Here is a 24,925-nt window from a genome sequence, read left to right as displayed (position 1 = left end):
ACCGTTGTTCCCTTCGGGGACGAAGTTCAGGAACAGGAAAGGGTTCGGTGCAGGGGTGCCGCCGGCGGGCTGCCGACGGCACCCAGGTGCGGTGGTGCAGGGGTGCCGTCGGCGCGCTGCGGACAGCACCCGGTGCGGCGGCGCCGTCAGCGGGTGGTGACGGAACCGAGGTGCAGCCAGCCGGTGTGGGTGTCCTGGCTGGTGTTGGCGAACCGCAACGGGATGCCGTTGGGCAGCGGGTTGGCCACGCGCATGACGAGGTCGTAGCTGCCTGCGCGCAGGCCGCGGGTGTCGATGCGGGTGGTCAGCTCGGCGGGGTCCTGGCCGGGCTGGATGCCGGCCACGGTCCAGCCGGTGTGCCAGCGCCGCACGATGCGGCCCTGGCTGTCGACGGCGGCCAGCTCGGCCCGCCAGTCGTAGTAGAAGGGGGCGGTGCCGCGGTTGGCGACGCGCACCGACACCCGGTCGCGCGACAGTGCCGCCTCGGTGACGGTCAGCTCGTAGCCCAGCGACTTGGCCGCGGCCAGGGCGCGGAAGTACTCGTCGCCGGTGTAGCCGTCCGGGGCGAACGCCGCGTGGTTGATCATCCAGCTGATGTGGGTCTGGTCGACCGACTGCGTGAAGTCCTCGTACTGGCCGCAGCTGACGGGCTGCTCGAACAGGCAGGCCTGGATCTCCGGGCGCAGCTCGCCGCCGATCGGCTCGCGCTGCCACTTGTCGGTGACGCCCTCGTCGATGAGGCGCTGCACGAAGTGCCACGACTGCACCGGCAGCGTCTCGAAGGCGAACGAGTCGTCGTGGTAGCCGATGCCCAGTTCCTTGTTCTGCGGGCTCGGGTAGCGGGCCAGCAGCCTGGTCCTGTCGAACGCGCTGTCGAAGGTGTTCAGGATGCCGGCGAGGATCTCGGTGGAGGGCATCCAGTTCTCCGGCTTGGTCCAGCCGTCGTAGGGCCAGGTGTGCCACTCGCCCCAGAAGCCGATCAGGCCCAGGGTGAGGAAGCCGATGCGCGGGTCGCCGTCGTACCTGCGCCCGAGCGCGGTGATGAAGTCCTGCACGGCGGTGATCAGGCGCGGGTCGCTGTAGTCGGGGGCGACGCTGACGCCGTTGTTGCCGAAGTCGTCGTAGGCGTGGGTGACCAGGCCCTGGTCGAGCAGGTACTGCGGGATGCCGGTGGGCTTGCCGGGGTAGTCGAGGTAGAACCGGAACACGGCCTGGTGGCCGCGGGCGGCGATGGCGTTGAGCTGGCGTTCGACGGCGTCCCAGCGGAACTGCTTCGGCCCGGTCATCACGTCGCGGACGGGCAGGTAGAACCATTCCATGCTGTACGGGAAGGTCTGGTAGCTGCCCGCGTAGGGCATGAAGCCCTTGAGGGGGTTGTCGGCGGGCGCGGAGGTGTAGGTCAGCGGCGTCCACTGCGGTTCGGTGGGCGCGGGCCGGGCCACGGCGGGCGTGCCAGCCGCGAGGGTGAGCGCCGCCAGCACGGCGACGGTGAGGCGGAGGGTTCTTCTCATGATGGGTTTCCTCGGTCGGAGTGGGAAGCCGGCCAGGCCCCCGTTACCTGGCCGGGGCGGGTGGGGCTGGGTCAGCTGACGGTGATCCGGTCGATGTCGGGAGCCCAGCCCGACGGGTTGGCGATGGTGATCGTGTTGTTGCCCGCGCCCAGGTTCAGCGTGACCGTGGCGGTGCCGACGGTGTCCCAGTTCGCGGTGGGCGCGAAGTTCACCGTCTGCCCGTTGACCGTCGCGGAGCGGGCCACGGCCGACAGGTAGTGGATCGTCACGGTGCGCGAGCCGCCCGTGCCACCGGCGACGTTGTTGAACGACAGGGTCGCGCCGCTGCCGACGTAGCCGACCTTCGAACCGCCTGAGCAGGCCGCGCAGGATGCCACGGCCGCCGTGCCGCTCCGGGTGTTGCCGGACGCCTCGGCCTCGTAGCTGACGGGCGTCGTGCCGCCCGCGTTGGTCGTCACGGTCAGCGGGCTGGACGCGGCCGAGTAGTTCCCGGCGGCGTCATAGGCCCTGACCGTGTAGGTGTAGGCGGTCGACGCGGTCAGCCCGGTGTCGGTGAAGCCGGTGGTCGGCGACGTGCCGACCGGGCTGCCGCCACGCAGGATCTGGTAGCCGGTCACGCCGACGTTGTCGGTGGAGCCGTTCCACGACAGGGTGATCGAGGTGGCGGTCTTGCTCGGCGAGGCCAGGCCGGTGGGCACGCTTGGCGCGGTGGTGTCGCCTCCGCCGCCTGCCGCGGGCACGGTGATGCGGTCGACGTCAGGGGCCCAGCCGCCGGGGTTGGCGATGGTGATGGTGTTACTGCCGGCGGCGAGGTTGAGGGTGACGGTGGTGGAGCCGACAGTGGTCCAGCTGCCGGTGGACGCGAAGTTGACGGTCTGCCCGTTGACGACGGCGGTGCGCGCCTCGGCCGTCAGGTAGTAGATCGTCACGGTGCGCGAGCCGCCGGTGCCGCCGGCGACGTTGGTGAACGCCACCGACGCTCCGTTGCCGAGGTAGCCGACCTTCGACCCGCCCGAGCACGTGGCGCAGGACGCCACCAGGGCGCCGCCGGACAGCGTGTTGCCCGACGCCTCAGCCTCGTAGGTCGTCGAACCGCCGCCGCTGGCCGAGGTGGAGACGGTGACCGTGTTGCTCGCCGCCGAGCGGTTGCCGGCGGCGTCGCGGGCCTTGACGGTGTAGCTGTAGCTGGTCGACGCGGTCAGGCCGGTGTCGGTGAACGACGTCCCGGTCGGGCTGCCGACCAGGGTCGCGCCACGGAAGACCTCGTAGCCGGTGACGCCGACGTTGTCGGTGGACGCGTTCCAGGACAGCGACACCGACGACGACGTCTGGCCCGTGGAGGTCAGCCCGGTCGGGGTGCTCGGGGCGGTGGTGTCACTGCCGCCGCCGGTGCCGACGGTGACCGCGCCGAGGCCGACCCAGCCGTCGGCGTTCTGGGTGGCGTTGGCGAAGCGCAGCTTCTTGGCGTTCGCGCTCACCGTCTCCAGCGGGTTCTTGACCCGCAGGACCCACTGGTATCCGCCCTGAGCGAGGCCGGACAAGTCGGCGCTGTGCTGGAAATACTGCCGGTAGCCGTAGTCGCGGTAGCTCGGGTCGGACCCGGTGTTCCAGTCGGGGAAGTTCCTGATCGTCAGCGGCTGGACCTTGCGCAGGTCCCAGCTGGTGTCGAAGGTGCGCACCACGGTCCCGGCGCTGTTCTTCAGGCCGAGGACGACCGTCCACGGGTAGTAGAACGGGGCGGCTCCGCTGTTGCTGATCTGCACGCCGACGCTGGTCGCGCCGCTGGCGGTGTCCTTGAAGTAGGCGTTGTCGACGGTGAGGTTGTAGCCCATCGCCCGCACCGCGGCCGAAACGTTCGCGTCGGTGGGCGAGTAGGCGGCGCTCCCCTCGTTGATCATCCAGGTGGCGTGGGCGAGCTCGATGCACGCCTTGAGGTTGTCGACAGTGCCCGAGCCGTTCGGCCAGGACTGGAACGCGAAGGTCTGGATCTCGGGGCGCAGCTCGCCGCCGATTGAGCTGGTGATCCACTTGTTCTCGGTGCCGGTGGCGATGTTGCGCTGCAGGTGGGCGTAGGAGGCGCCGCCCAGGGACGTCGGCAGGGTGACGCCCTGCAGGGGTGAGCCTTCCCGGAAGCAGAACGAGTCGTCGTGGTAGCCGATGTCGCGGGAGTTGGCCGCGCCGCCGGCCGCGTCGGCGTAGCGGATCTCGACCTTGGTGGTGTTGAACGCGGTGTCGAAGGCGGCGACAAGCTGCGCCCCGTTGGCGTCGGTGGGCATGTAGTTGGGCAGCCCGTCGCCGGTGTCGGTGTCGTAGGGCCAGGTGTGCCACTCGCCCCACAGCCCGACCAGGCCCAGGTGGATGAACCCGAGCCGAGGGTCGCCGTCGTAGCGGGCCCCGAACGCGGCGATGAAGTTCTTCAACGCGTTGATCAGGAACGGGCTGTCGTAGTCGGGGTGCGTGACGTTCCAGGTGGCGTCGGCGCGGGTGGCGACGTTGCCGTTGAAGCACGGCGGGATGGCGTTGGCCGGGTGGCTGCCGGTGCCGCCGGGGTAGGTCATGTAGACGCGGATGGCGGCCTGGTTGCCGTAGCCGGCGGTCTCGGCCAGCATGCTGTCGATGATCGACCAGTTGTAGCTGCCGCAGTTCCCGGCGCTGTTCATGATCTCCGACAGACCGAAGTAGCCCCAGGTCAGCGCATGCGGGAAGCCGTTGTTCTGGTCACCTCCGGGTGAGTAGAACCTGGCCCAGCCCTTGAGCGGGTTGTCCACCGGTCCGGGGGCGGCGGTCAGCGCGTGGATCTGCAGGGTGGGGTCGGGGCTCGCGGGGGCGGCGGGACGCGGGGGCGGGCCGGCCGGGGCGGCGAGCGCACCGGTCGGACTGACGAGGGTCAGCGCGGCCGCGAGAGCCGCGACGGCGAGTGCGGCCAGCACGGTTCGGCCGCGTGAACGTGATTTCATGTCGATCTCCGGGCAGAGTCGGGCAGTTCGTCGGACGGTTCGGGAGGGTGCGCCGCTCGGGCACACCCCTGCGCCGGTTCGGCAGGTCGCTAAAGTCCCTGGTCCGAGCAGCGGCACGGCAGTTCTTTGCTGGTCGGCCTCCTCGTCGTTACCGAAGTAATACGAAGAGGTGTTGACAAAATTTCGAAGGTCTACATCATTATTCGAGAGCGGGGCGGCTGGCAAGAGCCGACCGATAGACGGATCCGAGGACGTGGATGAGCGCGACAAAACCGCGGGACGACCGCCGGGCGGCGTGGTGGTTCCTGGCGCCGGTGCTGGTGGGATTCGCCGTGTTCTACGGCTACCCGGCCGCCCGGGGCGTGTGGTACTCCCTCACCGACTACACGATGCTCAACACGCCGTCCTACGTGGGCACCGAGAACTACGCGAAGCTGTTCGCCGACCAGAAGTTCTGGAACTCCATGCTGGTGACGGCCTGGTACGTGGTGCTCAACATCGGGTCGCAGACCCTGCTGGCGCTGGGCATCGCGTCACTGATGCACCGGCTGACCCGCTCGGTCGTGCTCCGGGCGACGCTGCTGCTGCCCTGGCTGGTCCCCAACGTCACCATCGGCCTGCTCTGGATGTGGCTGCTGGACACCAACCTCGGCTTCGTCAACCAGCTGCTGCACACCTTCGGCATGGACCCGATCGGCTTCTTCACCGACGAGACCTGGGCGATGCCGACGGTGGCCGGCATCAACACCTGGGCCTACACCGGCTACACGGCGCTGCTGCTCTACGCCGGGATGCTGCAGATCCCGCAGTACCTCTACGAGGGAGCGTCGATCGACGGCGCGGGCGAGTGGCGCATGTTCCGCCGCATCACCCTGCCGCTGCTGCGCCCCGTGCTGGCACTGGTGCTGGTCGTGTCCATGATCGGCTCGTTCCAGATCTTCGACACGATCGCCGTCACCACCAAGGGCGGGCCCGTCGCGGCCACCCAGGTCATCTACTACTTCATCTACCAGCAGGCCTTCAAGTACTTCCACATGGGCTACGCCGCCGCCGCGGCGATCTGCCTGGCGCTGATCCTCGGCCTGCTCACCGCGATACAGATGCGCATGCTGCGTGCCTCGCGCTCGGACCTGGCCTGAGAGGGGACGAAAGACATGACTCGCAGGACTTTCCACCTCGGCCGCGCCCTGGCGTGGGTCGCGCTGGCCGCCTTCATCGTGGTGACCGTCTTCCCGTTCTGGTGGATGATCCGCACCGCGCTCACCCCGGCGGCCGACATCTACACCGACAACGCCGGCCTGCTGCCCGACCACCCGACGCTGATCAACTTCAGCCGGGTACTCGGACTGACCAGCGAGGCCGAGGCCCGCGCCGCGGGCGGCTCCGGCGCGCACATCAACTTCGCCGGGTACCTGTGGAACTCGATCGTCTACTGCAGCCTGATCGCGATCGTGCAGACGCTGTTCTGCGCGATGGCCGGATACGCCTTCGCCCGGTTGCGTTTCCCCGGCCGCGACCTGGTCTTCGGCATCGTGATCGCGGCGCTGATGGTGCCGCCGATCTTCACGCTGCTGCCGAACTTCATCCTGGTCAAAGACCTCGGCCTGATGAGCACCATGGCCGGCATGGTCGCCCCGACCCTGCTGATGACCCCGTTCGCGGTGTTCTTCCTGCGCCAGTTCTTCCTGTCGCTGCCCCGCGACGTGGAGGAGGCGGCGATCCTCGACGGCAACGGCCCGTGGGGCATCTTCTGGCGCATCGCGCTGCCGATGAGCCGCGGGCCGCTGATCACCATCGGGCTCACCACCACAGTCTGGGCCTGGAAGGACTTCCTCTGGCCGCTGCTGGTCGGCCGCGACGAGAGCAACCGCCTGGTCACCGTCGCGCTCGGGGTCTTCCTGCAGCAGTCGCCCAACACCCAACCCGACTGGACCGGCCTGATGGCCGCCTCGACGCTGTCCGTCCTGCCCGTGCTCGTCCTGCTGATCTTCATGGGCAAGCGGCTGGTCCAGTCCCTCAACTTCACCGGCAGCAAGTGAACAACACCCACCCCCAAAAAAGAGAGAAGGCACCGATGAACCGCAGATCACGGGCCGGAGCAGCGCTGCTGTCCCTGGCCGTGGTGGCCGGTCTGGCCGCTTGCACCAGCGCCGCCGAGCAGGAGCCCGGCGCAGCCGTCACCCTCGACTACTGGCTCTGGGACGACAACCAGAAGGCGTCCTACCAGCAGTGCGCGGACGCGTTCCACACCGCCAACCCGAACATCACCATCAAGATCAGCCAGGCGGCGTGGAACGAGTACTGGCAGAACCTGACCACGCAGATCGCGGCGGGCGACGCCCCGGACGTGTGGACCAACCAGGGCTCGTACTACCCGCAGTTCGTCAGCTCCGGGCAGATCCTCGACATCCAGCCCTTCGTCGACGCCGACAAGGTCGACCTGTCCCAGTACCAGGGCGGCCTGGCCGACCTGTTCACCAAGGACGGCCAGCGCTTCGGTCTGCCGAAGGACTGGGACACCATGGCCCTGGTCTACAACACCGAGCACCTCAAGACCCAGGGCATCGACGCGGCCGGCCTGGCGGACCTGACCTGGAACCCGACCGACGGCGGCACCTTCGAGCAGGCCATCGCCAAGGCGACGGTCGACGAGAAGGGCCGCAACGGCCTGGACCCCGCGTTCGACAAGACCAAGGTCAAGGTCTTCGGCTTCCTGCCGGAGTGGGCCGACGGCTCGCAGGGCCAGAACGGCTGGGGCAACCTGGCCGCCAGCAACGGGTTCACCTACCTGGACAAGAACCCCTGGGGCACCCAGTACAAGTACGACGACCCGAAGCTCGCCCAGACCATCGACTGGTTCAAGTCGCTGAGCGCCAAGGGTTACGCCCCCGCGCTGGACAAGGCGTCCACGCTGAGCCGTGACTCCCTGCTCAACGCGGGCAAGGGCGCCATCACGTTCGCCGGTTCCTGGATGATCAACAGCTACCTGGGCGAGGGCGCGAAGCTCAAGTTCGCGTTCGCTCCACTGCCGGCGGGCCCGCAGGGTCGCAAGACCGCGATCAACGGCCTGTCGGACGCGATCTGGTCCGGCACCAAGCACAAGGACGAGGCCTGGAAGTGGGTCAAGTTCCTGGGCTCCGCCGACTGCCAGAACATCGTCGGCGGCAACGGCGTGGTCTTCCCGGCCATCAAGTCCGCGAGTGAGAAGGCCCTGGCCGCGCACACGGGCAAGGGTCGCGACGTGAAGGTGTTCGTCGACGAGGCCGCGGCTCCCGGCGGCACGTTCTTCGTGCCGATCACCGAGCACGGCAACGAGGTCAGCCAGATCGTGCAGGACGCCATCCAGGCGGCGATCCTCGGCCAGACCGACTCGGCCACCTCGTTGAAGAAGGCCAACGACCAGGTCAACGCCCTGTTCAAGTAGCCCGCACGACGAACAGGTGCGGCGGGACGCATGGTCGCGTCCCGCCGCACCCCCACACCTGCGAACCATCTGCATCTCACCCGCCAAGGAGAACCATGGCACTGCTCATCGAGCTGTCCGGCCACACTTTCGCCCTCGAACACGACGGCCCCGGCAGCCCGCAAGCAGCCGACGGGGGCCTGGTCCTGCCACCGGGACGGGTCGCGTTGCTGCACGGACTGGGCGATGCCCTGTTCTACCGGCACGGGCACAACTCATGGAGCCCCTGCGGCTGGCGGCGGCTGAGCGAGCCGCCGCTGCGCATCGCCAACCCGCAGCGGCGCCTCACCGCCGACGACACCGTCTGGGACGACCCGGCCCGCCACCACTCCTCCGCGGTGGCCGCGCTGGACGCCGGCGACGGCAACGTCCTGCTGCTCGGCGCGCTCGGCCTCGGCGTCCCCCGGCTGGCCGCCGACCGGGACACCCTGTCGGGCTGGTACGAGGACGGCGGTCAGCCCTGGTTCGCCGCGTACGGCCCCGAGGACGAGGTGTTCGCCGCGTACACCCGGCAGCTGGCGCAGCGGCTGGGCAGCAGCACCCGCCGCGCGGGCAACGTCTGGTGCTCCTGGTACGCCTACTACGAGACCATCACCGAGCAGCAGCTGAACAAGGACGTCGACGACCTGCGCGGGCTGCCGTTCGACGTGGTGCAGGTCGACGACGGCTGGGAGCGGCTGGTCGGCGACTGGCAGCCCAACCACAAGTTCCCGTCGGGCATGAAGGCCCTCGCCGACCGGATCACCGACGCGGGCATGACCGCAGGGCTGTGGCTGGCCCCGTTCATCGCGCTGCCCGGCTCCGAGCTGGCCCGGCAGCGTCCCGAGCTGCTGCTGCGCGACCACCGTGGCGAGCACGTCATCGCGGGCAACAACTGGGGCAGCGGATACCACGCCCTGGACCTGTCCCGGCCCGCCGCCCGCGACTACCTCAGCGAGCTGACCCACCGGGTGGTGCACGAGTGGGGCTTCAAGTACCTGAAGCTCGACTTCATCAACGCGGGCGCGGCGCCCGGTGTGCGGGCCGACGGCGGCGAGCGCGAGCAGTCCTACCGCGACGCCCTCGCCCTGATCCGCGAAGTCGCCGGCGAGGATGTGTACCTGCTGGGCAGTGGCGCGATGCTGCTGCCGTCGCTGGGCATCCTCGACGGGCTGCGCAGCGGTCCGGACGTCGCGCCGATGTGGCAGAACTACGCCAGCGACGACCCGTCCGACGCGATGGCCCGCAACGCCGTGGTCAACACCCTGCACCGGCTGTGGCAGCAGCCGCTGACGGAGGTCGACCCCGACGTCATCTACTTCCGCAGCCGGCTCAACCTGCTCACCGACCAGCAGCTGGTATGGCTGCGCGACCTCGCCGACATCTGCCGCTTCCGGGCCGTGTCCGACCCGCCGAGCTGGCTGTCGGCGACCGAGCTCGACGACATGGTCGGTTACCTGTCAGCGCGGCCGGAGATCACCCGGGTGGGCCGCTACGAGTACACACTGGACGGGCGGACGGCCGACTTCGCACCGGCGGTCACGCCCGCGGCGCAGGCCTATCCGATCTCCTGACCTGGTCGCGCGAACCTCACCGTCAGTGGGCTTGCCATCACTCGACGATTTTGTAAAGATCAAAGCGTATTGCGCGGGCATGATCGCCCGCAAAACAAGGGACAGAACGTGACAGAGTTAGCAACAACCGGAACGGATCTGCCGCGGCTGCGCGAGCTCAACTCCCTGAGCATCGTGCGGGCCCTGCGCGACCACCCGCCGTCCACCGTCACGGAACTGTCCCAGCGCACCGGTCTGTCCCGGCCCGCCGTCGACGTGATCGCCCAGGGACTCGTCTCCGACGGCTGGGCCACCGTGCTCGAACCCGGCGCCAGCAGTGCCGTCGGCCGCCCCGCCCGCCGGTACCAGTTCCGCGCCGGAGCAGGCCACGTGATCGGCGTGGACGTGGGCGTGCACAAGATCCTGGCACTGCTGGCCGACCTCGACGGCAACATCGTGCACACCGTCCGCCAGGCGGTGTCCGCCGAAGCCGAGCCCGCCGAGCGGCTCGCCGTGCTCGACGACGTCCTCGACGCCTGCGTGGCCGGCTCCGGCAAATCCGCCGCCGACATCTGGGCCGTCACCGCCGCGGTCACCGGCGCGGTCGACGCGTCGGGGCGCACCAGCTTCTTCACCCCGCTGCCCGGCTGGAAGAGCGTCGACCTCGCCGCGCACCTGGGCCACCGGTTCTCCTGCCCGATCGTGGTGGAGAACGACTGCAAACTCGCGGCGCTCGCCGAGAAGTGGCAGGGCGTAGCCCGCGACGCCGACGACATCGTCTACCTGCTCGCCGGTATGCGCAACGGCGCGGGCCTGATCATCGACGGGGTGCTGCGCCGAGGCTTCGGCGGCGCGGCGGGCGAGATCGGCGCGCTCAAGCACGTCCGCTGGCTCAACGCCCCCGAGCACCTGCAGAACTGCCCCGGTGTGCCCGACACCGTCAGCCCGGACGACGCCGCCGCCTGGGTCTTCAACGCCGCGCGCGACGGTGACAAGGCAGCGCGCGGCGCGGTCAACCGCTACGTCAAGGACCTCGCCGTCGGCGCGGCCGCCCTCGTGCTGACCCTCGACCCGCAGGTGGTCGTGTTCGGCGGCGGCTTCTCCCGGTCCGCCGACCTCGTACTCGACCCGCTGCGCCACGAACTCCAGCGCCTCTGCCTGCGGATGCCCGACGTACGCGCCTCCACCCTGGGCGCGGACTCGGTCGCCCTGGGCGCGCTGAAGCTGTCCCTCAACGAGGTCGACACCCGCCTGTTCAGCGCGGGCCTGTCCGCCCCGGTCGCCCCCCGCCGCCAGTGACCAGCCCGCCCCGCGTCCTCAGCGTTTGGGCGGTTTGAGGGTGTACGCGAGGTGGCTGACGCCGCTGCCGGCATGACTCTCGCCGTGGCCCTCGACGACGAGCACTCCCCTGCCCCAGCTCACCACGTAGGCACGTGAGCCGTAGTCGATGACGCCGCGGTCGCCGGAACGCCAGCGGGGCGACTTGCCGCCGCGCTCGGCCGCCAGCCGGTCGACGCCGGCCGCCGCGTCGGGTTCGTCGGCTTCGGTGATCTGCAGGTACGGCCCGCCGGACCGGTCACCGGTCAGCCGGGTGCCGGCGGGCACGTAGACGTACCGGCGGGCTCCCGCCACGGCCACGGGCACGGCGGCGAGCTCGACCGGGCTGCCGAGCACGGCCGCGGCGCGGGCCGGGGCGACCTTGAGATCGTCGACGCCACGGGGGAACAGCGCGGCGTGCTCGCCTGGGAACTCGTTGGCGGGTCCGGGCAGGGCCAGCACCTCGACGAACTTGACCTGCCGCCCGCGCGGAGTGACGTGCAGCCGCACCGTGGCCCCGGTGACGACACGCTCGTAGTCCATCCGGCTGACCGCGGTGCCGCGGATCCGGGATACGCCGCTGCCGTCGTCGACGGCGATCCAGTACTGGCGGGTCTGGTCGTCCTCGCCGTGGTAGGTGATGTGGCGCTGCAGCACCCGTCCTGCGACGTGCTCGGTGCGGGCGTGGTCGGTGAGCGAGCGCACGCCGAGCAGCAGCAGGGTCACGGCGACGACGGCGGTGCCGGCGGCCAACGGCATCCGCCAGCTTCCGGGGAAGTACCCGACGAGCAGCACCGCGGTGGCGGCGTTGCCGCCGAGCCAGAGGAGCACCAGGCCGGTCCACAGGGCCGAGCGGGGGCGGTGGGCGACGCCGTCGTACACGATGTCCCTGCCCGCCGCACTCGACCGCCGCTGCGCCCTGTCCTTCCTGGCGTCGTCGATGCTCGACCGGACCATGAAGACCACGATGGCGATCACGGCGACCACGCCGAGCACGTCCTTGAGATCCACCTTGGACACCCTCGGGATATTGTCCGATGCTGATGCAACAGCCCGGCGAGGGTGGTGCCCGACCCCGGTCTACCCGCGCAGGAACGCGAGCACGGCCAGGACCCGGCGGTGCTGGTCGCCGGCCGGTGGCAGGTCGAGTTTGGTGAAAATGCTGCTGACGTGCTTGTTCACAGCGGCCTCGGTGACGAACAGGGCACGGCCGATGGCCGCGTTGGCCTGGCCCTGGGCCATCAGCTCCAGCACCTCGCGCTCGCGCGGGCTGAGCCGCTGCAGCGGGTCCTGCCTGCGGCTGAGCAGCTGCCGGACGACCTCGGGGTCGACGACGGTGGCTCCGGCGGCGACCCGCTCGGCCGCCCGCGCGAACTCCGCGACCGCCCCGACCCGGTCCTTGAGCAGGTAGCCGACCGCATGGCCGCCACCGGTGTCGAGCAGCTTGGCGGCGTAGGACTGCTCGACGTACTGGCTGAGCACGAGCACGGGCAGGCCGGGGTCGGCTTCACGCAGGGTGACGGCGGCGCGCAGGCCGTCGTCGCTGTGCTCCGGCGGCATCCGCACGTCGGTGACGACCAGGTCGGGGCGGTCCGCGGTCACCGCCGCGACCAGCGCCGGGGCGTCGCCGACGGCCGCGGCTACGGTGTGGCCGAAGCGTTCCAGCAAGCTGGTGAGCCCTTCGCGGAGCAGCACGCTGTCCTCGGCGATCACGATCCGGAGTGGCACGGCACCTCCACGTGCAGCAGGGTCGGCCCGCCGGGCGGGCTGGACAGTCGCATCCGCCCGTCGAGGACGGACAGCCGGTCGGCCAGGCCGGCCAGGCCGCTGCCCGCACCGGCGTCGGCCCCGCCCGACCCGTCGTCGCGGATCTCCAATACGAGCAGGTCGGTGTGCAGGCGGCCGACCACCTCGGCGCGCGCGGCGCCGCTGTGCTTGCCGATGTTGGCCAGCGCCTCGGCGACGACGTAGTACGCGGTCACCTCGACCGAGGCGGGCAGCCGCTGCGGCAGCCGGATGTCGACCTGCACCGGCACCCGGGACAGCGTCGCCAGCTCGCCGACGGCGTCGGCCAGGCCGTGGTCGGTGAGCACCTGCGGGTGTACGCCCCGGATCAGCGCCCGCAGCTCCTGCAACGTCAGCGCGACCTGCTCCTGGGCGGCGGCCAGGTGCCGGGCGACGGGCGAGCCCGGCTCGGCGTCGAGACCGGCCAGTCCGAGCTGCACGCTCAGCGACACCAGCCGCTGCTGCGCGCCGTCGTGCAGGTCCCGTTCGATGCGGCGGCGCTCCAGCTCGAACGCGTCCATCAGCCGGGCGCGGGACGCCCGCACCTCGCGCAGCTGCGCGCCGAGTTCGTCGTCGCGCGGGGCGAGCACGGCACGGGTGAACGCCGCCCGCGCCCCGGCCCAGGCGGTGATCGTGTACGGGGCGGGCAGCAGCAGGACGAGCCCGAGGAAGAACAGGCCCCACACGTCGCTGTCGTCGACCGGGGAGTACATCACGATGACGGGCACGGCGAGCGCGCCGAACAGCACGCCGAAGTCCATCCACCACAGCCCGACCACCGACAGCGCGGTGAAGCCCAGCTCACGCCAGGTCGCGGGTTCGCGCAGCCGGGTCGTCAGCCACGCGCGCAGCCCCGGCTCGGCCGGCTGCTGGTGCGGGTCGGGTGCCGGGTCCAGGTCGACCAGCCGCAGCCGCCAGCGTTCGAACCGGGCCACGTAGATGCCCGACAGCAGCAGCGCCAGGATGGCCAGCACGCCGACCAGCACGATCAGCAGGATCAGCCCGGCTGCGGCGAGCAGCAGCAGCGCCCCGCCGATCAGACCGCCGACGAGCACCCCGGACACCAGGTACGCCAGGGAGCGCCACGGCCAGGCGGAGGTCAGGAACCGCAGCGGCCGCTGGGCGAGGGCCTGCCAGGCGGTTCGGGTGTGCACGGCTCGACGGTACCCGGCGGTTGATCTCGTGACGGTAGTGCGCGCACTACCTGTGAAGTCCCGTCCGCGCCAATGCGCGGGACCGGCCGGGCCGGTGGACTGGACCGCATGACGATCACACACTCCCCCGTCGCCGAGGCGGTCGGGCTGTCCGGCGCCGGCAAGGTGTACGGGACCGGCGCGCAGGCGGTCACCGCGCTGGACGACCTGACACTGGCCTTCCCGACCGGGACCTTCACCGCGGTCATGGGCCCGTCGGGGTCCGGCAAGTCCACCCTGTTGCAATGCGCCGCGGGCCTGGACCGGCTCACCTCCGGCACGGTGCGCGTCGGCGGCGTGGACCTGGGCGGCCTCAGCGAGCAGCGGCGCACCGTGCTGCGCCGGGAGCGGATCGGTTTCGTGTTCCAGGCGTTCAACCTGGTCGCGTCGCTGACCGCGGCGCAGAACGTGGAGCTGCCGCTGCGGTTGGCGGGCCGCCGCCCGGCCGCGGCGGCGGTGCGGGCCGCGCTGGGCGAGGTGGGCCTGGCCGACCGGGCCGCCCACCGGCCGAGCGAGCTGTCCGGTGGGCAGCAGCAACGCGTCGCCATCGCCCGCGCCCTGATCACCCGCCCGGACGTGGTCTTCGCCGACGAGCCGACCGGCGCGCTGGACACCGCCGCCTCGCGGGAGGTGCTGGGCCTGCTGCGGGCGGCCGTGGACGGGCACGGGCAGACGGTGGTGATGGTCACCCATGATCCGGTCGCCGCCTCGTACGCCGACGAGGTGGTGTTCCTGCGGGACGGGCGGGTCGCGGACCGGTTGGGCGGCCCCGCCCGGGCGCCCGGGCGGGCCGAGCAGATCGCCGGCCTGATGGCACGACTGGAGCAGCGATGATCGCGCTGGCCGCGGTGCGCGGCCGCGCCGCGTCGCTGGCCGGGACGTTCGCCGGTCTCACCCTCGGCGTCGCGCTGATCGCGATGACGCTGCTCGTGCACTTCTCGGCGCTGCCGCGCACCCCGGATCGCCTGGCCGCCGCGCCGGTGCTGGTGCACGGGCCGGTCGCGCCGGACGCGGACGGGATCGGCAGCGGTGTGCGGCCCTGGTCGGCCGCCGACGCCGAAGCGCTGGCCGGACGCCTGTCCGGGCTGCCGGGTGTCGCGTCGGTGGTGCCCGACCGGTCGTTCTACGCCCAGCTCGTGATCGGTGGCGTCCCGATCGGCGATGCCGGGGACGCGTCGGCCGGGCACGGCTGGTCCAGTGCCGCACTGGGCGCGTACCCCCTGGTCGGCGGGGTGGCCCCGGCCGCCGACGGGGAGGTCGCCGCCGACGTCGCGACGGGGCTCGCGATCGGCGCGCGGACCACCCTGCTGACCGCGCGCGGCGCGGCCGAGGTGACCGTCACAGGGCTGGTCGACGGGCCGGGCGTGTACCTGTCCGACGGCGCAGCGGCACGGCTGGCGCCCGGGGTGCCGGTGCTCGGGCTACTGCTGCGGCCCGGTGCCGACCCGGCCGTCGTCGCCGAGGCGGCGAAGGCGGCCGCACCCGGCGCCGTCGTCGCGACCGGCGAGCAGCGGGCCGCGCTGGAACCGGTGCAGCAGGCCAAGACCCGCTGGCTGGGCACCCAGCTGCTGATCGCGATGGCGAGCCTGGCCGTGTTCGTGACCGTGTTCGTCGTCGCGTCGACGTTCGCGCTCAACGTCACCGCCCGGCGGCGGGAGCTGGGTCTGCTGCGGACCGTCGGCGCGACGCCGCGCCAGATCAGGCGGATCGTGCTGGGCGAGGCGCTGCTCGTCGGGGCCGCCGGTGGCCTCGCCGGGGCGCTGCTGGGCACCGTGGCGGCGGGACCCGCGGGCCGCCTGCTGGTGCGCTGGGGCCTGGCCGAGCCGGGGCTGCAGGTCCGGCCGCAGGTGCTGCCGGTGCTCATCGCGGTCGCCGTCGGGATCGGGGTGGCGCTGGTCGGCGCGTACGCCGCCGGACGCCGCGCCGCGAAGGTGCCGCCGATGGCCGCGCTGCGCGAAGCCGCCGTCGAGGCGCGGGCCATGGGGCTGGGCCGCTGGCTGCTCGGCGGCGGCGCACTGGCGCTCGGCGGCTTCCTCGCCGCCCGCACCGGGACCGCCGCGGCCGACGAGCGGGTCAACGCCGCGCTGTTCGCGGCCATGGCACTGACCGCCGCCGCGGCGCTGCTGGCCCCGGTCCTGCTGCCGCCGCTGGTGCGCCTGGTCTCCTGGCCGCTGCGCGGCGCCCGCGGGGCGGGACCGATGCTGGTGCGGGCCGAGTCGCTGACCGCCGCCCGGCGCACCGCCGCCACTGCCGCCCCGGTGATCGCCACCGTCGGGTTCGCGGTGCTGCTGTCCGGCATGGTCTCCACGATGCGGGAGGCGTACCCGGCCGGTCAGGCGGCGAAGCTGGCCGGCATCACCGTCGCCGTGCCCGACGGCACCCCGGGACTGACCGAGGCCGCTGCGGGCGGCCGGTCGGTCCTGCCGAGCCGGGTGTACGCCGGTGACCTGTCCATCGCCGCGTTCGGCACCGCCACCGAGCGCGTCAGCGTCGCGGCCGGTGTCGCCGACGCCCTGCGCGCCAAGGTCGGCGACACCGTCACCGTGGTCTTCCCCGACGGGCTCACCGAGCGGCTGACCATCGCGAAGGTGACCCCCGACGGGCAGATCGACGACGACCTCATCCTGCCGCGGGACCTGGTCCGCCGGCACGACCCGTCCGCGCTCGCCACGTCGGCGGCCGGGATGGACGCCACCGCGCTGGCCGGGCTGCCCGGCGTCGAGGTGCTCGACGCGAAGGCGTACGCAGACCGGGAAAGCAGCGAGGACAGCCGCCTGCTGTGGCTGTTCGCGACGGTGCTGATCGCGCTGTCCGTCGGGTACACGGGCATCGCGGTCGTCAACACGATGGCCATGTCGGCCGAGAGCCGACGCCCGGACCTGGCCGTGCTGCGCCGGGCCGGGGCCACGCCACGGCAGACGCTGCGCTACGCGGCGGCCGAGGCGCTCCTGGTGGTGGCGCTGGGCACGGGGCTCGGCCTGGCCGTGACCGTCCCGCCGCTGCTGGGCATGGCCGCGGGGCTCGCCCAGGAGGTCGGGGTGCCGGTCGCGTTGCGGCTGCACTGGCCGGTGACGGCGGCGACGGTGCTGGCGACGGCCGCCATGGCGGTGGCCGCGTCGCTGGCGGCGACCAGGCGGGCGTCAGGTCACCCAACGGGGTGAACGCCGCCGCCAGCTCGCGGCCACCGGCGGGGACGACCCGCCGGTGGCCCCCGGGCCTCGCCCGCCGCGCTCGGACGTCACCGGGATGTCACGGTCGCCGTCCGGCCTGGCGGATCATCTCGTCGTGCTCCGGGTCGCCCCCGAGCATGCGGACCTCCTGCGCACAGCGGCAGGCGACGGCGATCTTGGCAGCCCAGGCCAGCGCCTCCTCGCGGGAGGCCACGTCGACGACCACGAACCCGCCGATGACCTCCTTGGTCTCCGGGTAGGGACCGTCGGTGACCATCCCGTCGGTGGCCACGACACTCGCCCGCTGCCTGTTCAGACCCCCGCCGAACACCCACACGCCGGCGTCCACGGCCTCCTGGCACGCCGCGTGCGCGGCCTTGCCCACGTCGGGCAGGTCCTCACCCGGGATGTGGTCCATCGCGCCGTCATTGAACGAGATCAGATAATGCGTCACGCCATCGCTCCCTTGCCCCGGCTGCCTCCGGCGGCCCGCCTCACACCTGTGCTACGAGCGGCTCACCCAGGATCCGACACCGGGCCGGAGATTTTCACGGGGTCTGCGCCGCGGGCAACCGGTCTCCGTCGGCGGGGCCGTACCACCTGGCGACGTCGGGCGAGTCGGGCCGGCGACCGTACGTCGGCCCCCGCGGCCAGCCTTCCATCGCGAAAGTTGACCCCCGACGGGTAGGTCGACGACGACCTCATCAGGTCAGCGTCGACTCTCGGCCTGGTGGAGCATCGCGTCCATCTCGGGGTCGGCCATGATCTCCCGGACTTCCTGCGCACAGCGGCAGGCGACGGCGATCTTGGTAGCCCAGGCCAGCGCCTCCTCGCGGGAGGCCACGTCGACGACCACGAACCCGCCGATGACCTCCTTGGTCTCCGGGTAGGGACCGTCGGTGACCATCCCGTCGGTGGCCACGACACTCGCCCGCTGCCTGTTCAGACCCCCGCCGAACACCCACACGCCGGCGTCCACGGCCTCCTGGCACGCCGCGTGCGCGGCCTTGCCCACGTCGGGCAGGTCCTCACCCGGGATGTGGTCCATCGCGCCGTCATTGAACGAGATCAGGTACCGCGTCATCGCTTCGCTCCCTCAACCCGGCGGCCACCTCCGGCCGCCACTCGCCTGTGCTACGAACGGCTCGCCCCGGATCCGACGCTCAGGCCGAAGTTTTTCACGGAGCCGCTGCGCGCCTCGACGGCCGTCAGTCGGCGGGACCGTACAACCGGGCGACGTCGGGCGAGTCGAGCCAGCCGCCGTACGCCGGGCCCTGCGGCCAGCCTTCCGGGGAGTCCTGCCACTCCTCCTGCCGCCCGTAGGGCAGCAGATCGACCAGGGCGAACGTGAACGTCAGCTGCTCGACCCCGCGACCGTTGGTGTGCCACGTGCGGTACACGGTCTCGCCGTCACGCAGGAAGACGTTGACTCCGAATCCGCCACCGGGCGGTGCGTCGATGTCGGCCCCGAACGGGCTGTCGGCGGTGGAGTAGCACGTCATCCTGTTGCCGACGCGTTCGGCGTAGGCGAGGGCCGCCTCGATCGGCCCCTGGGTGACGATCACGAATCGTGCGTCGTAGTTGTCGAGGAAGTCCAGCCGCGTGAACGACGACATGAGACTGGTGCAGCCGCCGCACTGCCACCGCGCGTCCGGGTCGGGGTCCCACATGTGGTTGTAGACGATCAACTGCGATCTGCCTTCGAACACATCGACGAGCTTGACCGGACCCCCGGCCCCGACCAGGGTGTATTCGGGCATCTTCACCATGGGGAGCCGGCGTCGCTGGGCGGCGATCGCGTCGAGCTCCCTGGTGGCCGCCTTCTCTCGGGCGCGCAGCTCGTCCAGCTCCTTGCGCCAGGTGGCGGAGTCGGCAACGGGTGGTAGAGCAGCCATGATGAACAACTCTCTCGTCGTCTGGACACACACTGACCTTCTACTATAAATACGCGAAGATGCGGACGAATCCGGACGGGCGCCCACCCGGTAGCGTGTGCCCATGACCGGGTTTCTGATCGCCGTCATCGTGGTGCTTGTCGTCATCATCGGCCTGCTGGTGGCCAAGCGTCGCCGCGCGGACCCGACCGACCTGCTCGGATCCGCCCTGGCCGCCCGGGATGCCGAGCACGCCCGCTCGGCCCGCGCCGGCCACGCCGGTCCCCCTCCGGCGCACGGCGACGCCCTCGTGCAGCAGATCCGGGTACTCATGAACCAGCGCAAGAAGATCCACGCGGTGAAACTGTGGCGGGAGGCCACAGGGGCCACGCTCGCCGACGCCGTCAAGGCCGTCGAGTTGATCGAGGCGGGCGGCACGCCGTCGCCGCTCGCCGCCGGGCAGCCCGCCCTCGGCCTGCTCGGACCCGAGCTGATGGCGAACGCCCGAAGCCTGAAGCAGCAGGGTCGGGCGATCGAGGCGATCAAGCTGGTACGCCAGCACGCCGCGCTGGGCCTGCGCGAGGCCAAGAACATCGTCGACGCCCTCTGACAGCGGGGATGCGAGGGGACCGGACTGGACCGGACCGGACGGGGCTGGGCCGGGGTGGCGTGGGGCCGGGCGCGGTCGCGCTTGACGGCGATGATCGCTGTTTGCGGTCAAAACCTGTGGCCAGAACCCACTTTTCGGCCGCAACCAGCGATCATCGCCGCAGGCCCCACCCGGTCGCCGTGATGAAGGGCACCTTCCTCTACGCATAGCGTTAAGAAGGTGCCCTTCCTTCGCTCTAGGCGGGGTTGGGGGTTCTCGTTGGCCAGAGGTGAGCACGAGCGCTCCCGGTCGCGGCTAGACCCGCGCCGGATGCTCAGCCCGGAAGCAGCTGCTGGCCGCCGTCGATGTCGTACGTCGCGCCGGTGAGCGCCGTGTTGGTCATGAGGTGCACCGCAAGCGCGGCGACGTCGGCAGGTCCGACGACCCGGCGGATCGGCAGCGTGGCTCGCAGTTGCTCTCGCCGCTGATCGAGGTCGTCGCCGAGCAGCTGTGCGGACAGCGGGGTGTCGACGAACCCGGCGGCGATCAGGTTGACCCGGATCGGCGCCAGTTCGAGGGCGAGATTCGCGGTCATGGCGGGCAGCGCCGCGGTGCCCATCGCGGCGATCGTCAGGCCCGGGCGCGGGCGGCGGGCGCCGGTGCCGCCCATGAAGGTGAGGGTGCCGCCGGGCCGGACGGTGCCGGTGGCCAGGCGGGCCACGTTGACGGGCAGCCACATGTGCTCGTCGAAGGAGCGGCGGGCCTGCTCGACGTCCATGTCGGCGAGCAGTCCGTAGTACGGCCGGCCTGCGGTGATCATCACATGATCGATCGGCTTCGACAGTTCCCGGAAGAACCGTTCGAGGGCGGCCGGGTCGGTGGCGTCGAACGCCGCACTGTGCAGCGCGCCGAGTTCGGCGGCGGCCCGCGCCAGGCGTTCGGGGTCGCGGCCGGTCAGCACGAGGGCGGCGCCCTCGGCGCGGGCCAGCCGGGCCGTTTCGAACCCGATGCCGGCGCTGCCGCCGATCAGGACGACGGTCGCCCCCGTGAGCGCCGGTTCGCGCCGGCCGGCAGATGCCGCGGATGTGGCGGACACGACTTTCCCCTCAGCCGGGGCGGAACGTGGATCATCCCGCCCATCTCCGCAGCGTATCCGCGCCCCAGCGGGTGCCGATGCCGAACCGCCAGGTCAAGCCATAGACGATCATGGCTGTCCGGCGGGAGCCCCGCTCGCCGACGCGGTCCGGCGGCTCGCCGGAACCACCCCTCCTGAGCTGCGATTTCAGGAAGGGGGCAGCCGCCCTCCAGGAATAGAATCAAGTGTGGGAGAGTTGTCATCATTCAGTCGTGATTTTGCGTGTTCAGTAGTTGATCTTTTGACGCCCGCGAATCAGGTCACGCGGGTGGTTTCGTCTTCCTCTTGGGGCGGATGTGGCCGCCGGGACAACGGCTGGGTTGCCGCAAAGTGCGGCTCCCACTCCCAAGGAGGAGAACAACATGGCACAGGGCACCGTTAAGTGGTTCAACGCAGACAAGGGCTTCGGCTTCATCTCGGTCGACGGCGGCGGCGCGGACGTCTTCGTCCACTTCTCTGAGATCCAGTCGAACGGCTTCCGTTCGCTGGAGGAGAACCAGAAGGTCGAGTTCGACATCGTGCAGGGCCAGAAGGGTCCGCAGGCCGCGGGCGTGCGCGTCCTCTAAGTAGTTCCGATCATGGCCGGGAACCCGTTGGGCTCCCGGCCATGTCGTTTATCGGCCCCGCACCGCCCTACCACCGGATCTCAGACAGGAGCCGCATGGGAGCAACCAGTCCGCCGACGGTCGTCGATCGCCCCGATGCCCCCCGTACCGTGCACGAACCCAAGCCGATGCTCGCCGCACCGCAGACCCGGGCAGGCGCGATCGCGATCTGGATCTTCGTGGTCACCCCGTTCGTCGCGCTGCTGGCCGCCATGCCGGTCGCATGGGGCTGGGGCCTGTCCGGCGTCGACCTGACGCTGGCCATCACCACCTACCTGATCAGCGGATTCGGTATCGCGGCCGGTTACCACCGCCACCTGACCCACGGATCGTTCAAGGCGCGGCGCGGGCTGCGCATCGCGCTGGCCGTGGCCGGATCGCTGGCCGTCGAGGGCTCGCCGACCCAGTGGGTCGCCAACCACCGCCGGCACCACGCCTTCTCCGACCGCGAAGGCGACCCGCACTCCCCCTGGCGTTACGGCACCAGCGTCACCGCCGTGCTCAAGGGCCTGTTCCACGCCCACATCGGCTGGATGTTCCGGCGTGAGGTGAGCAACCGGGCCCGGTTCGCCCCGGACCTGGTCGCCGACCGCGACATCCGCATCGTCGACCGGCTCTTCGGTCCCCTGGTGGCTGTGTCGCTGCTCTCACCCGCCCTGATCGGCGGCCTGGTCACCGGCACGTGGGCGGGCGCGGTCAGTGCCTTCTTCTGGGCCGGGCTGGTCCGCATGGCCGTGCTCCACCACGTCACCTGGTCGGTGAACTCCATCTGCCACGTCGTCGGCGATCGGCCCTTCGTCAGCAAGGACCGGGCCACCAACTTCTGGCCGCTGGCGATCCTGTCCTTCGGCGAGAGCTGGCACAACTCCCACCACGCCGACCCGACCGGGGCCCGCCACGGCGTCCTGCGCGGCCAGCTCGACCCCGCCGCCCGGCTCATCTGGATCTTCGAGAAGCTCCGGCTGGCCCGTGACGTCCGCTGGCCGGTGCCCGAACGGCTCGAAGCCAAGCGCGCCCGGTAGCGGCAACGCGTCGAGCCGGCCCCATGCGGCCGGCTCACCACCTGCGGTGATCCACCGAGGTGAGCACCTTCCCGGCCGCCGGCAGTGGGTGCCGAACCCGCCCCGCCCGGTCCGCGCCGTCCGACAATGGGCCTATGCCGACGAGACGCCCCGGCCCGGCCGCGAACCTGCGTATGCGCCGCGTGTACGACCCGCCCTCGCCCGACGACGGCCTGCGGGTGCTGGTGGACCGGCTGTGGCCACGCGGCCTGGCCAAGAAGCGGGCCGACATCGCACGGTGGCCCAAGGAGCTCACCCCATCCGACGAGCTGCGGCGCTGGTATCACGAGGCCCCCGGCGAGCGCCACGACGAGTTCGTCGCCCGCTACGAGACCGAACTCGACGACCCCGCCGCGCAGCAGGCGCTGGCCGCACTGCGCAAGGCCCTCCACGACGGCCCGGTGACCCTGCTCACCGCGGTGAGGGACCTCCCCGGCAGCCATGCCGCCGTGCTCGCCCAGCACCTGACCGGCACCGGATGATCACCGGACTTGCCGGGCACCTGTGCGTATCCTGAGCCGGTTTTCGCACAGGTGCCAGGCGAGTCGAGCGATCACGACCGGTCGCCGTGGGTGTCAGCCGCCCACACCGGAGGCGAGGGCTTCGCGGAGATTGGCCTGGGCGTCGGCTGGTAGCAGGTATCCGCTGAGCACGTTGCCGAAATCGGCGCGGACGACCTGGGCGACGTAGGACACCCGGGTGCGGTACAGACCGTCGAGTGTGGCCTCGTCGAACGGCTGGTGGCTGCCGAACAGGAAGCAGAACGACTGCCCGGCGTTGTCCCCGGTGTTCACCGCCGTCGGTGCCGTCACCTGCGAATACCGGATGCCCCCGAGTGCCAGCCCCAGGCTGTCACGGGCCTTGGTGCCGTCGGCGTTGAACACCAGCGGCGGGGCGGTCGGCGGCGCGACGCCCGCACGGACCCACCGCACCAGGTGGTCGTAGGCCGCCGCGGTGGCGTGGTTGACCGGAACCCGGCTGAACGGCGGCTGCGCGCAGTCGTAGACCGGGGCCGCCCCCAGGTCGCGCACCGAGATCGGGGTCCGGTACTGCTGGCCGTGCCAGCCGGAGTGCGCCCCACCGGCGACCTCCCAGCGGCGGAACCGGTCGGTGTCGGGCGACGGCCGGAGCGGGGTGCGCACATCCGTCTCCGACAGCACCTGGAACACCGGCTCCGGGCCCACCCGGGTCGGCGCGCTGCCGACGATGAAGGCGTACCCGTCGAAGACCGGCTCGACCTTCGGCAGGATGCTCTGGTAGTAGACGGTCATCCGGCCGGCGGACTGCGATGCTCCGATCGCCAGGGTCGTGCGGACGTCCAGCCGCCCCACCGGCGAGGCGTGGCCGCCCGCGCCGACGGCCTTGGCCGCCTGGGCGAAGATGTCGTACGACAGCTCGTCGGCGGTGTACCGGCCGGCACCGGTGACGTCCAGGCTGCCGTACCGGGCTGGGCTCCAGCCGCGTAGCTGGTCGACGCCGACGCGCTGGGCGGAAACCCCGATCCAGGCGTACCCGGCGCGCATCATCGCCTCGCCGTTCCACAGCGCGTCGAGGTCGTAGCCCGCCGTCACGTTCTGCCATTCGACCAGCGCGGTGCCGTTGAACCTGCGGTCGGCGGCCGGTCGGCGGACCACGATCCGGGTCCGGTACGGCACGTCGGTCGCGACCAGGTTGCCCTGCTGATCCCAGCCGTCGGCGACGCCCGACAGGTAGTACTCGCGCTCGACGTAGCCCTTCGCGGCCAGGTCGTCAGGGGTGGAGAAGAAGGGGTAGGTGTTCTCGACGTCCGGCGCGAGCCGGTCACCGGGCACGGCGCCCGGGATCGGCCCGGAGACGACCGGCGCGGAGACGGGCGCCCGCTCGTCGGCGAGCGCGGGGACGGTCGGGACCAGCGTCACGATCACAGCGGCGGCGACGGCCGCGCAGTACGTGCGACGAAGCTTCATAAACCGGCATCCTGGCCAGTTGTGGGCGCGTACGCATCGGCGATGTCACCAGTGTCGATCCTTCGCCGACGCCACCACCAGGTCGCGGTGACCGCGACGAGACCGGCGGCGCCCGGTCCCGCACCCCAGGCGAACGCGGCGAACCACGAGTCGGTGAGCAGCCCGTGCATGAACCCGGCGGCGGCCGGGATCAGGATGACCGACCACGCCAGGACCCGGAGCCGCAGCGGCAGCACCTCGGCTTCCGCGCGCACGGTTGCGCGCCGCCACCAGGCGACGACCCACCCGGCGACGATCGCGGTTCCGGCGACGTCGCTGATCCGTTGCACCCACTGCCATCCGAGCAGCGAACCGTGACGGGACGCGAGCCACGGGACGTACTGCGGGCCCCACATCCAGTCGTGGGTGACGCCGTCCCAGATCAGGTGCGTCGCGGCACCGATCAGGACCGCAGCGAGCACCCGGGCGACCCGGTTCCACGAGGAGAAGTGGAACGCGAGCCCGCTCGGGGCATCGTTCGGCACGCGCGCGGCCAGCGCACGAGGTGCGATGGCGAGCACGACCCGAGCGAACACGGCCTGCCACAGCACGAAGGCCGTCGTGCCGAGGACCAGGTCCAGGGTGACGAGCCCCCAGGGCGTGTGCCCGAAATGGACTATCGCCGGGAACGGCAGCATCATCGGCAGATCGGGGGTGACCGTGCCGATGACGAGGGCGGAGCCCGGCAGGCCGAAACGGGCGATGGCCAGGACGGCAGCCGGATGGCCTCCGGTGAACGGCATCGTTC

At 71.4% G+C, this 24,925-nt stretch carries 22 protein-coding genes; 11 read left to right on the top strand and 11 right to left on the bottom strand.

The window, feature by feature from the left end:
* Positions 1–146: 146 nt before the first annotated feature.
* Together F6W97_RS01690 and F6W97_RS41340 are read right to left on the bottom strand one after the other, a co-directional pair.
* Positions 147–1,511: a DUF4832 domain-containing protein gene (locus F6W97_RS01690; protein ID WP_230686319.1), complete on the bottom strand. Its 1,365-nt coding sequence runs from the start codon at positions 1,509–1,511 to the stop codon at positions 147–149.
* Positions 1,512–1,582: 71 nt separating this feature from the next.
* On the bottom strand, positions 1,583–4,468 hold the full coding sequence (locus F6W97_RS41340) for a fibronectin type III domain-containing protein (RefSeq protein WP_196278932.1): 2,886 nt from the start codon (positions 4,466–4,468) through the stop codon (positions 1,583–1,585).
* A gap of 257 nt (positions 4,469–4,725) precedes the next feature.
* On the opposite strand from F6W97_RS41340, the gene F6W97_RS01680 reads away from it, so the two are divergent.
* From F6W97_RS01680 to F6W97_RS01660, 5 genes are all read left to right on the top strand, one after another.
* The gene (locus F6W97_RS01680; protein WP_155368306.1) at positions 4,726–5,607 is read left to right on the top strand and encodes a carbohydrate ABC transporter permease; all 882 of its coding nucleotides are present in this window, start codon (positions 4,726–4,728) and stop codon (positions 5,605–5,607) included.
* A 15-nt stretch (positions 5,608–5,622) separates the two neighbouring features.
* Entirely contained in the window at positions 5,623–6,507 is an 885-nt protein-coding gene (locus tag F6W97_RS01675) for a carbohydrate ABC transporter permease (protein WP_155368305.1), read from the top strand.
* Between the two features lie 35 nt (positions 6,508–6,542).
* Entirely contained in the window at positions 6,543–7,892 is a 1,350-nt protein-coding gene (locus tag F6W97_RS01670) for an ABC transporter substrate-binding protein (RefSeq protein ID WP_155368304.1), read from the top strand.
* 95 nt (positions 7,893–7,987) lie between these two features.
* Positions 7,988–9,484: a glycoside hydrolase family 36 protein gene (locus F6W97_RS01665; RefSeq protein ID WP_155368303.1), complete on the top strand. Its 1,497-nt coding sequence runs from the start codon at positions 7,988–7,990 to the stop codon at positions 9,482–9,484.
* A gap of 108 nt (positions 9,485–9,592) precedes the next feature.
* Positions 9,593–10,762 carry an ROK family transcriptional regulator gene (locus tag F6W97_RS01660; protein ID WP_155368302.1) on the top strand — a complete coding sequence of 390 codons (1,170 nt, stop codon included), beginning with the start codon at positions 9,593–9,595 and terminating at the stop codon, positions 10,760–10,762.
* A gap of 18 nt (positions 10,763–10,780) precedes the next feature.
* Here the strand turns inward: F6W97_RS01660 and F6W97_RS01655 are convergent, their stop codons facing one another.
* Genes F6W97_RS01655 through F6W97_RS01645 form a run of 3 tightly spaced genes read right to left on the bottom strand, consistent with a single transcriptional unit; the run spans position 10,781 to position 13,719 of the window.
* Entirely contained in the window at positions 10,781–11,800 is a 1,020-nt protein-coding gene (locus tag F6W97_RS01655) for a hypothetical protein (RefSeq protein ID WP_155368301.1), read from the bottom strand.
* A 60-nt stretch (positions 11,801–11,860) separates the two neighbouring features.
* The gene (locus F6W97_RS01650; RefSeq protein WP_230686394.1) at positions 11,861–12,496 is read right to left on the bottom strand and encodes a response regulator transcription factor; all 636 of its coding nucleotides are present in this window, start codon (positions 12,494–12,496) and stop codon (positions 11,861–11,863) included.
* Entirely contained in the window at positions 12,490–13,719 is a 1,230-nt protein-coding gene (locus tag F6W97_RS01645) for a sensor histidine kinase (protein ID WP_155368300.1), read from the bottom strand. Before F6W97_RS01645 ends, F6W97_RS01650 begins: the two co-directional genes overlap by 7 nt.
* A 108-nt stretch (positions 13,720–13,827) precedes the next feature.
* On the opposite strand from F6W97_RS01645, the gene F6W97_RS01640 reads away from it, so the two are divergent.
* Both F6W97_RS01640 and F6W97_RS01635 read left to right on the top strand, forming a co-directional pair.
* The gene (locus F6W97_RS01640; protein ID WP_155368299.1) at positions 13,828–14,592 is read left to right on the top strand and encodes an ABC transporter ATP-binding protein; all 765 of its coding nucleotides are present in this window, start codon (positions 13,828–13,830) and stop codon (positions 14,590–14,592) included.
* Positions 14,589–16,919 (top strand): FtsX-like permease family protein, encoded by a 2,331-nt coding sequence (locus F6W97_RS01635; protein ID WP_155368298.1) that lies wholly within the window; start codon positions 14,589–14,591, stop codon positions 16,917–16,919. The genes F6W97_RS01640 and F6W97_RS01635 overlap by 4 nt, the downstream gene beginning before the upstream one ends.
* An 88-nt stretch (positions 16,920–17,007) precedes the next feature.
* Here the strand turns inward: F6W97_RS01635 and F6W97_RS01630 are convergent, their stop codons facing one another.
* The 3 genes from F6W97_RS01630 to F6W97_RS01620 form a co-directional block, all read right to left on the bottom strand.
* Positions 17,008–17,382: a YciI family protein gene (locus F6W97_RS01630; RefSeq protein ID WP_155368297.1), complete on the bottom strand. Its 375-nt coding sequence runs from the start codon at positions 17,380–17,382 to the stop codon at positions 17,008–17,010.
* A 255-nt stretch (positions 17,383–17,637) separates the two neighbouring features.
* The gene (locus tag F6W97_RS01625) at positions 17,638–18,012 is read right to left on the bottom strand and encodes a YciI family protein (protein WP_155368296.1); all 375 of its coding nucleotides are present in this window, start codon (positions 18,010–18,012) and stop codon (positions 17,638–17,640) included.
* A 124-nt stretch (positions 18,013–18,136) separates the two neighbouring features.
* Positions 18,137–18,823 (bottom strand): DUF899 domain-containing protein, encoded by a 687-nt coding sequence (locus F6W97_RS01620; RefSeq protein ID WP_155368295.1) that lies wholly within the window; start codon positions 18,821–18,823, stop codon positions 18,137–18,139.
* Between the two features lie 103 nt (positions 18,824–18,926).
* Between F6W97_RS01620 and F6W97_RS01615 the strand changes: the two genes are divergently transcribed.
* Positions 18,927–19,412 carry a hypothetical protein gene (locus tag F6W97_RS01615; protein ID WP_155368294.1) on the top strand — a complete coding sequence of 162 codons (486 nt, stop codon included), beginning with the start codon at positions 18,927–18,929 and terminating at the stop codon, positions 19,410–19,412.
* Between the two features lie 313 nt (positions 19,413–19,725).
* Here the strand turns inward: F6W97_RS01615 and F6W97_RS01610 are convergent, their stop codons facing one another.
* Positions 19,726–20,487 carry an SDR family oxidoreductase gene (locus F6W97_RS01610; protein ID WP_155368293.1) on the bottom strand — a complete coding sequence of 254 codons (762 nt, stop codon included), beginning with the start codon at positions 20,485–20,487 and terminating at the stop codon, positions 19,726–19,728.
* A gap of 401 nt (positions 20,488–20,888) precedes the next feature.
* On the opposite strand from F6W97_RS01610, the gene F6W97_RS01605 reads away from it, so the two are divergent.
* From F6W97_RS01605 to F6W97_RS01595, 3 genes are all read left to right on the top strand, one after another.
* Positions 20,889–21,092, top strand: coding sequence for a cold-shock protein (locus F6W97_RS01605; protein WP_155368292.1), 204 nt, complete (start codon positions 20,889–20,891; stop codon positions 21,090–21,092).
* 167 nt (positions 21,093–21,259) lie between these two features.
* Positions 21,260–22,153: an acyl-CoA desaturase gene (locus tag F6W97_RS01600; RefSeq protein WP_155368777.1), complete on the top strand. Its 894-nt coding sequence runs from the start codon at positions 21,260–21,262 to the stop codon at positions 22,151–22,153.
* A 134-nt stretch (positions 22,154–22,287) separates the two neighbouring features.
* A complete protein-coding gene (locus tag F6W97_RS01595; protein ID WP_155368291.1) occupies positions 22,288–22,674 on the top strand; it encodes a DUF488 domain-containing protein in 387 nt (128 codons plus the stop codon).
* Positions 22,675–22,767: 93 nt separating this feature from the next.
* On the opposite strand, the gene F6W97_RS01590 is transcribed toward F6W97_RS01595, so the two are convergent.
* Both F6W97_RS01590 and F6W97_RS01585 read right to left on the bottom strand, forming a co-directional pair.
* On the bottom strand, positions 22,768–24,138 hold the full coding sequence (locus tag F6W97_RS01590; protein WP_196278929.1) for an alpha/beta hydrolase domain-containing protein: 1,371 nt from the start codon (positions 24,136–24,138) through the stop codon (positions 22,768–22,770).
* Positions 24,135–24,920 (bottom strand): DUF4184 family protein, encoded by a 786-nt coding sequence (locus F6W97_RS01585; protein ID WP_155368290.1) that lies wholly within the window; start codon positions 24,918–24,920, stop codon positions 24,135–24,137. The genes F6W97_RS01590 and F6W97_RS01585 overlap by 4 nt, the downstream gene beginning before the upstream one ends.
* Positions 24,921–24,925: the final 5 nt, after the last annotated feature.

It is taken from the genome of Catellatospora vulcania (assembly GCF_009720385.1).
In the GTDB taxonomy this organism is placed as follows: domain Bacteria; phylum Actinomycetota; class Actinomycetes; order Mycobacteriales; family Micromonosporaceae; genus Catellatospora; species Catellatospora vulcania.
The sequence above is the reverse complement of the archived record's forward strand: the minus strand, read 5'-3'. Positions and strand labels throughout refer to the sequence as shown.

What these genes read in the sequence shown, in the direction of transcription:
- F6W97_RS01690 (WP_230686319.1), bottom strand. Translation starts at nt 1,511, where the DNA reads ATGAGAAGAACCCTCCGCCTCACCGTCGCCGTGCTGGCGGCGCTCACC.
- F6W97_RS41340 (WP_196278932.1), bottom strand. Translation starts at nt 4,468, where the DNA reads ATGAAATCACGTTCACGCGGCCGAACCGTGCTGGCCGCACTCGCCGTC.
- F6W97_RS01680 (WP_155368306.1), top strand. Translation starts at nt 4,726, where the DNA reads ATGAGCGCGACAAAACCGCGGGACGACCGCCGGGCGGCGTGGTGGTTC.
- F6W97_RS01675 (WP_155368305.1), top strand. Translation starts at nt 5,623, where the DNA reads ATGACTCGCAGGACTTTCCACCTCGGCCGCGCCCTGGCGTGGGTCGCG.
- F6W97_RS01670 (WP_155368304.1), top strand. Translation starts at nt 6,543, where the DNA reads ATGAACCGCAGATCACGGGCCGGAGCAGCGCTGCTGTCCCTGGCCGTG.
- F6W97_RS01665 (WP_155368303.1), top strand. Translation starts at nt 7,988, where the DNA reads ATGGCACTGCTCATCGAGCTGTCCGGCCACACTTTCGCCCTCGAACAC.
- F6W97_RS01640 (WP_155368299.1), top strand. Translation starts at nt 13,828, where the DNA reads ATGACGATCACACACTCCCCCGTCGCCGAGGCGGTCGGGCTGTCCGGC.
- F6W97_RS01635 (WP_155368298.1), top strand. Translation starts at nt 14,589, where the DNA reads ATGATCGCGCTGGCCGCGGTGCGCGGCCGCGCCGCGTCGCTGGCCGGG.
- F6W97_RS01625 (WP_155368296.1), bottom strand. Translation starts at nt 18,012, where the DNA reads ATGACGCGGTACCTGATCTCGTTCAATGACGGCGCGATGGACCACATC.
- F6W97_RS01620 (WP_155368295.1), bottom strand. Translation starts at nt 18,823, where the DNA reads ATGGCTGCTCTACCACCCGTTGCCGACTCCGCCACCTGGCGCAAGGAG.
- F6W97_RS01615 (WP_155368294.1), top strand. Translation starts at nt 18,927, where the DNA reads ATGACCGGGTTTCTGATCGCCGTCATCGTGGTGCTTGTCGTCATCATC.
- F6W97_RS01605 (WP_155368292.1), top strand. Translation starts at nt 20,889, where the DNA reads ATGGCACAGGGCACCGTTAAGTGGTTCAACGCAGACAAGGGCTTCGGC.
- F6W97_RS01600 (WP_155368777.1), top strand. Translation starts at nt 21,260, where the DNA reads ATGCTCGCCGCACCGCAGACCCGGGCAGGCGCGATCGCGATCTGGATC.
- F6W97_RS01595 (WP_155368291.1), top strand. Translation starts at nt 22,288, where the DNA reads ATGCCGACGAGACGCCCCGGCCCGGCCGCGAACCTGCGTATGCGCCGC.
- F6W97_RS01590 (WP_196278929.1), bottom strand. Translation starts at nt 24,138, where the DNA reads ATGAAGCTTCGTCGCACGTACTGCGCGGCCGTCGCCGCCGCTGTGATC.
- F6W97_RS01585 (WP_155368290.1), bottom strand. Translation starts at nt 24,920, where the DNA reads ATGCCGTTCACCGGAGGCCATCCGGCTGCCGTCCTGGCCATCGCCCGT.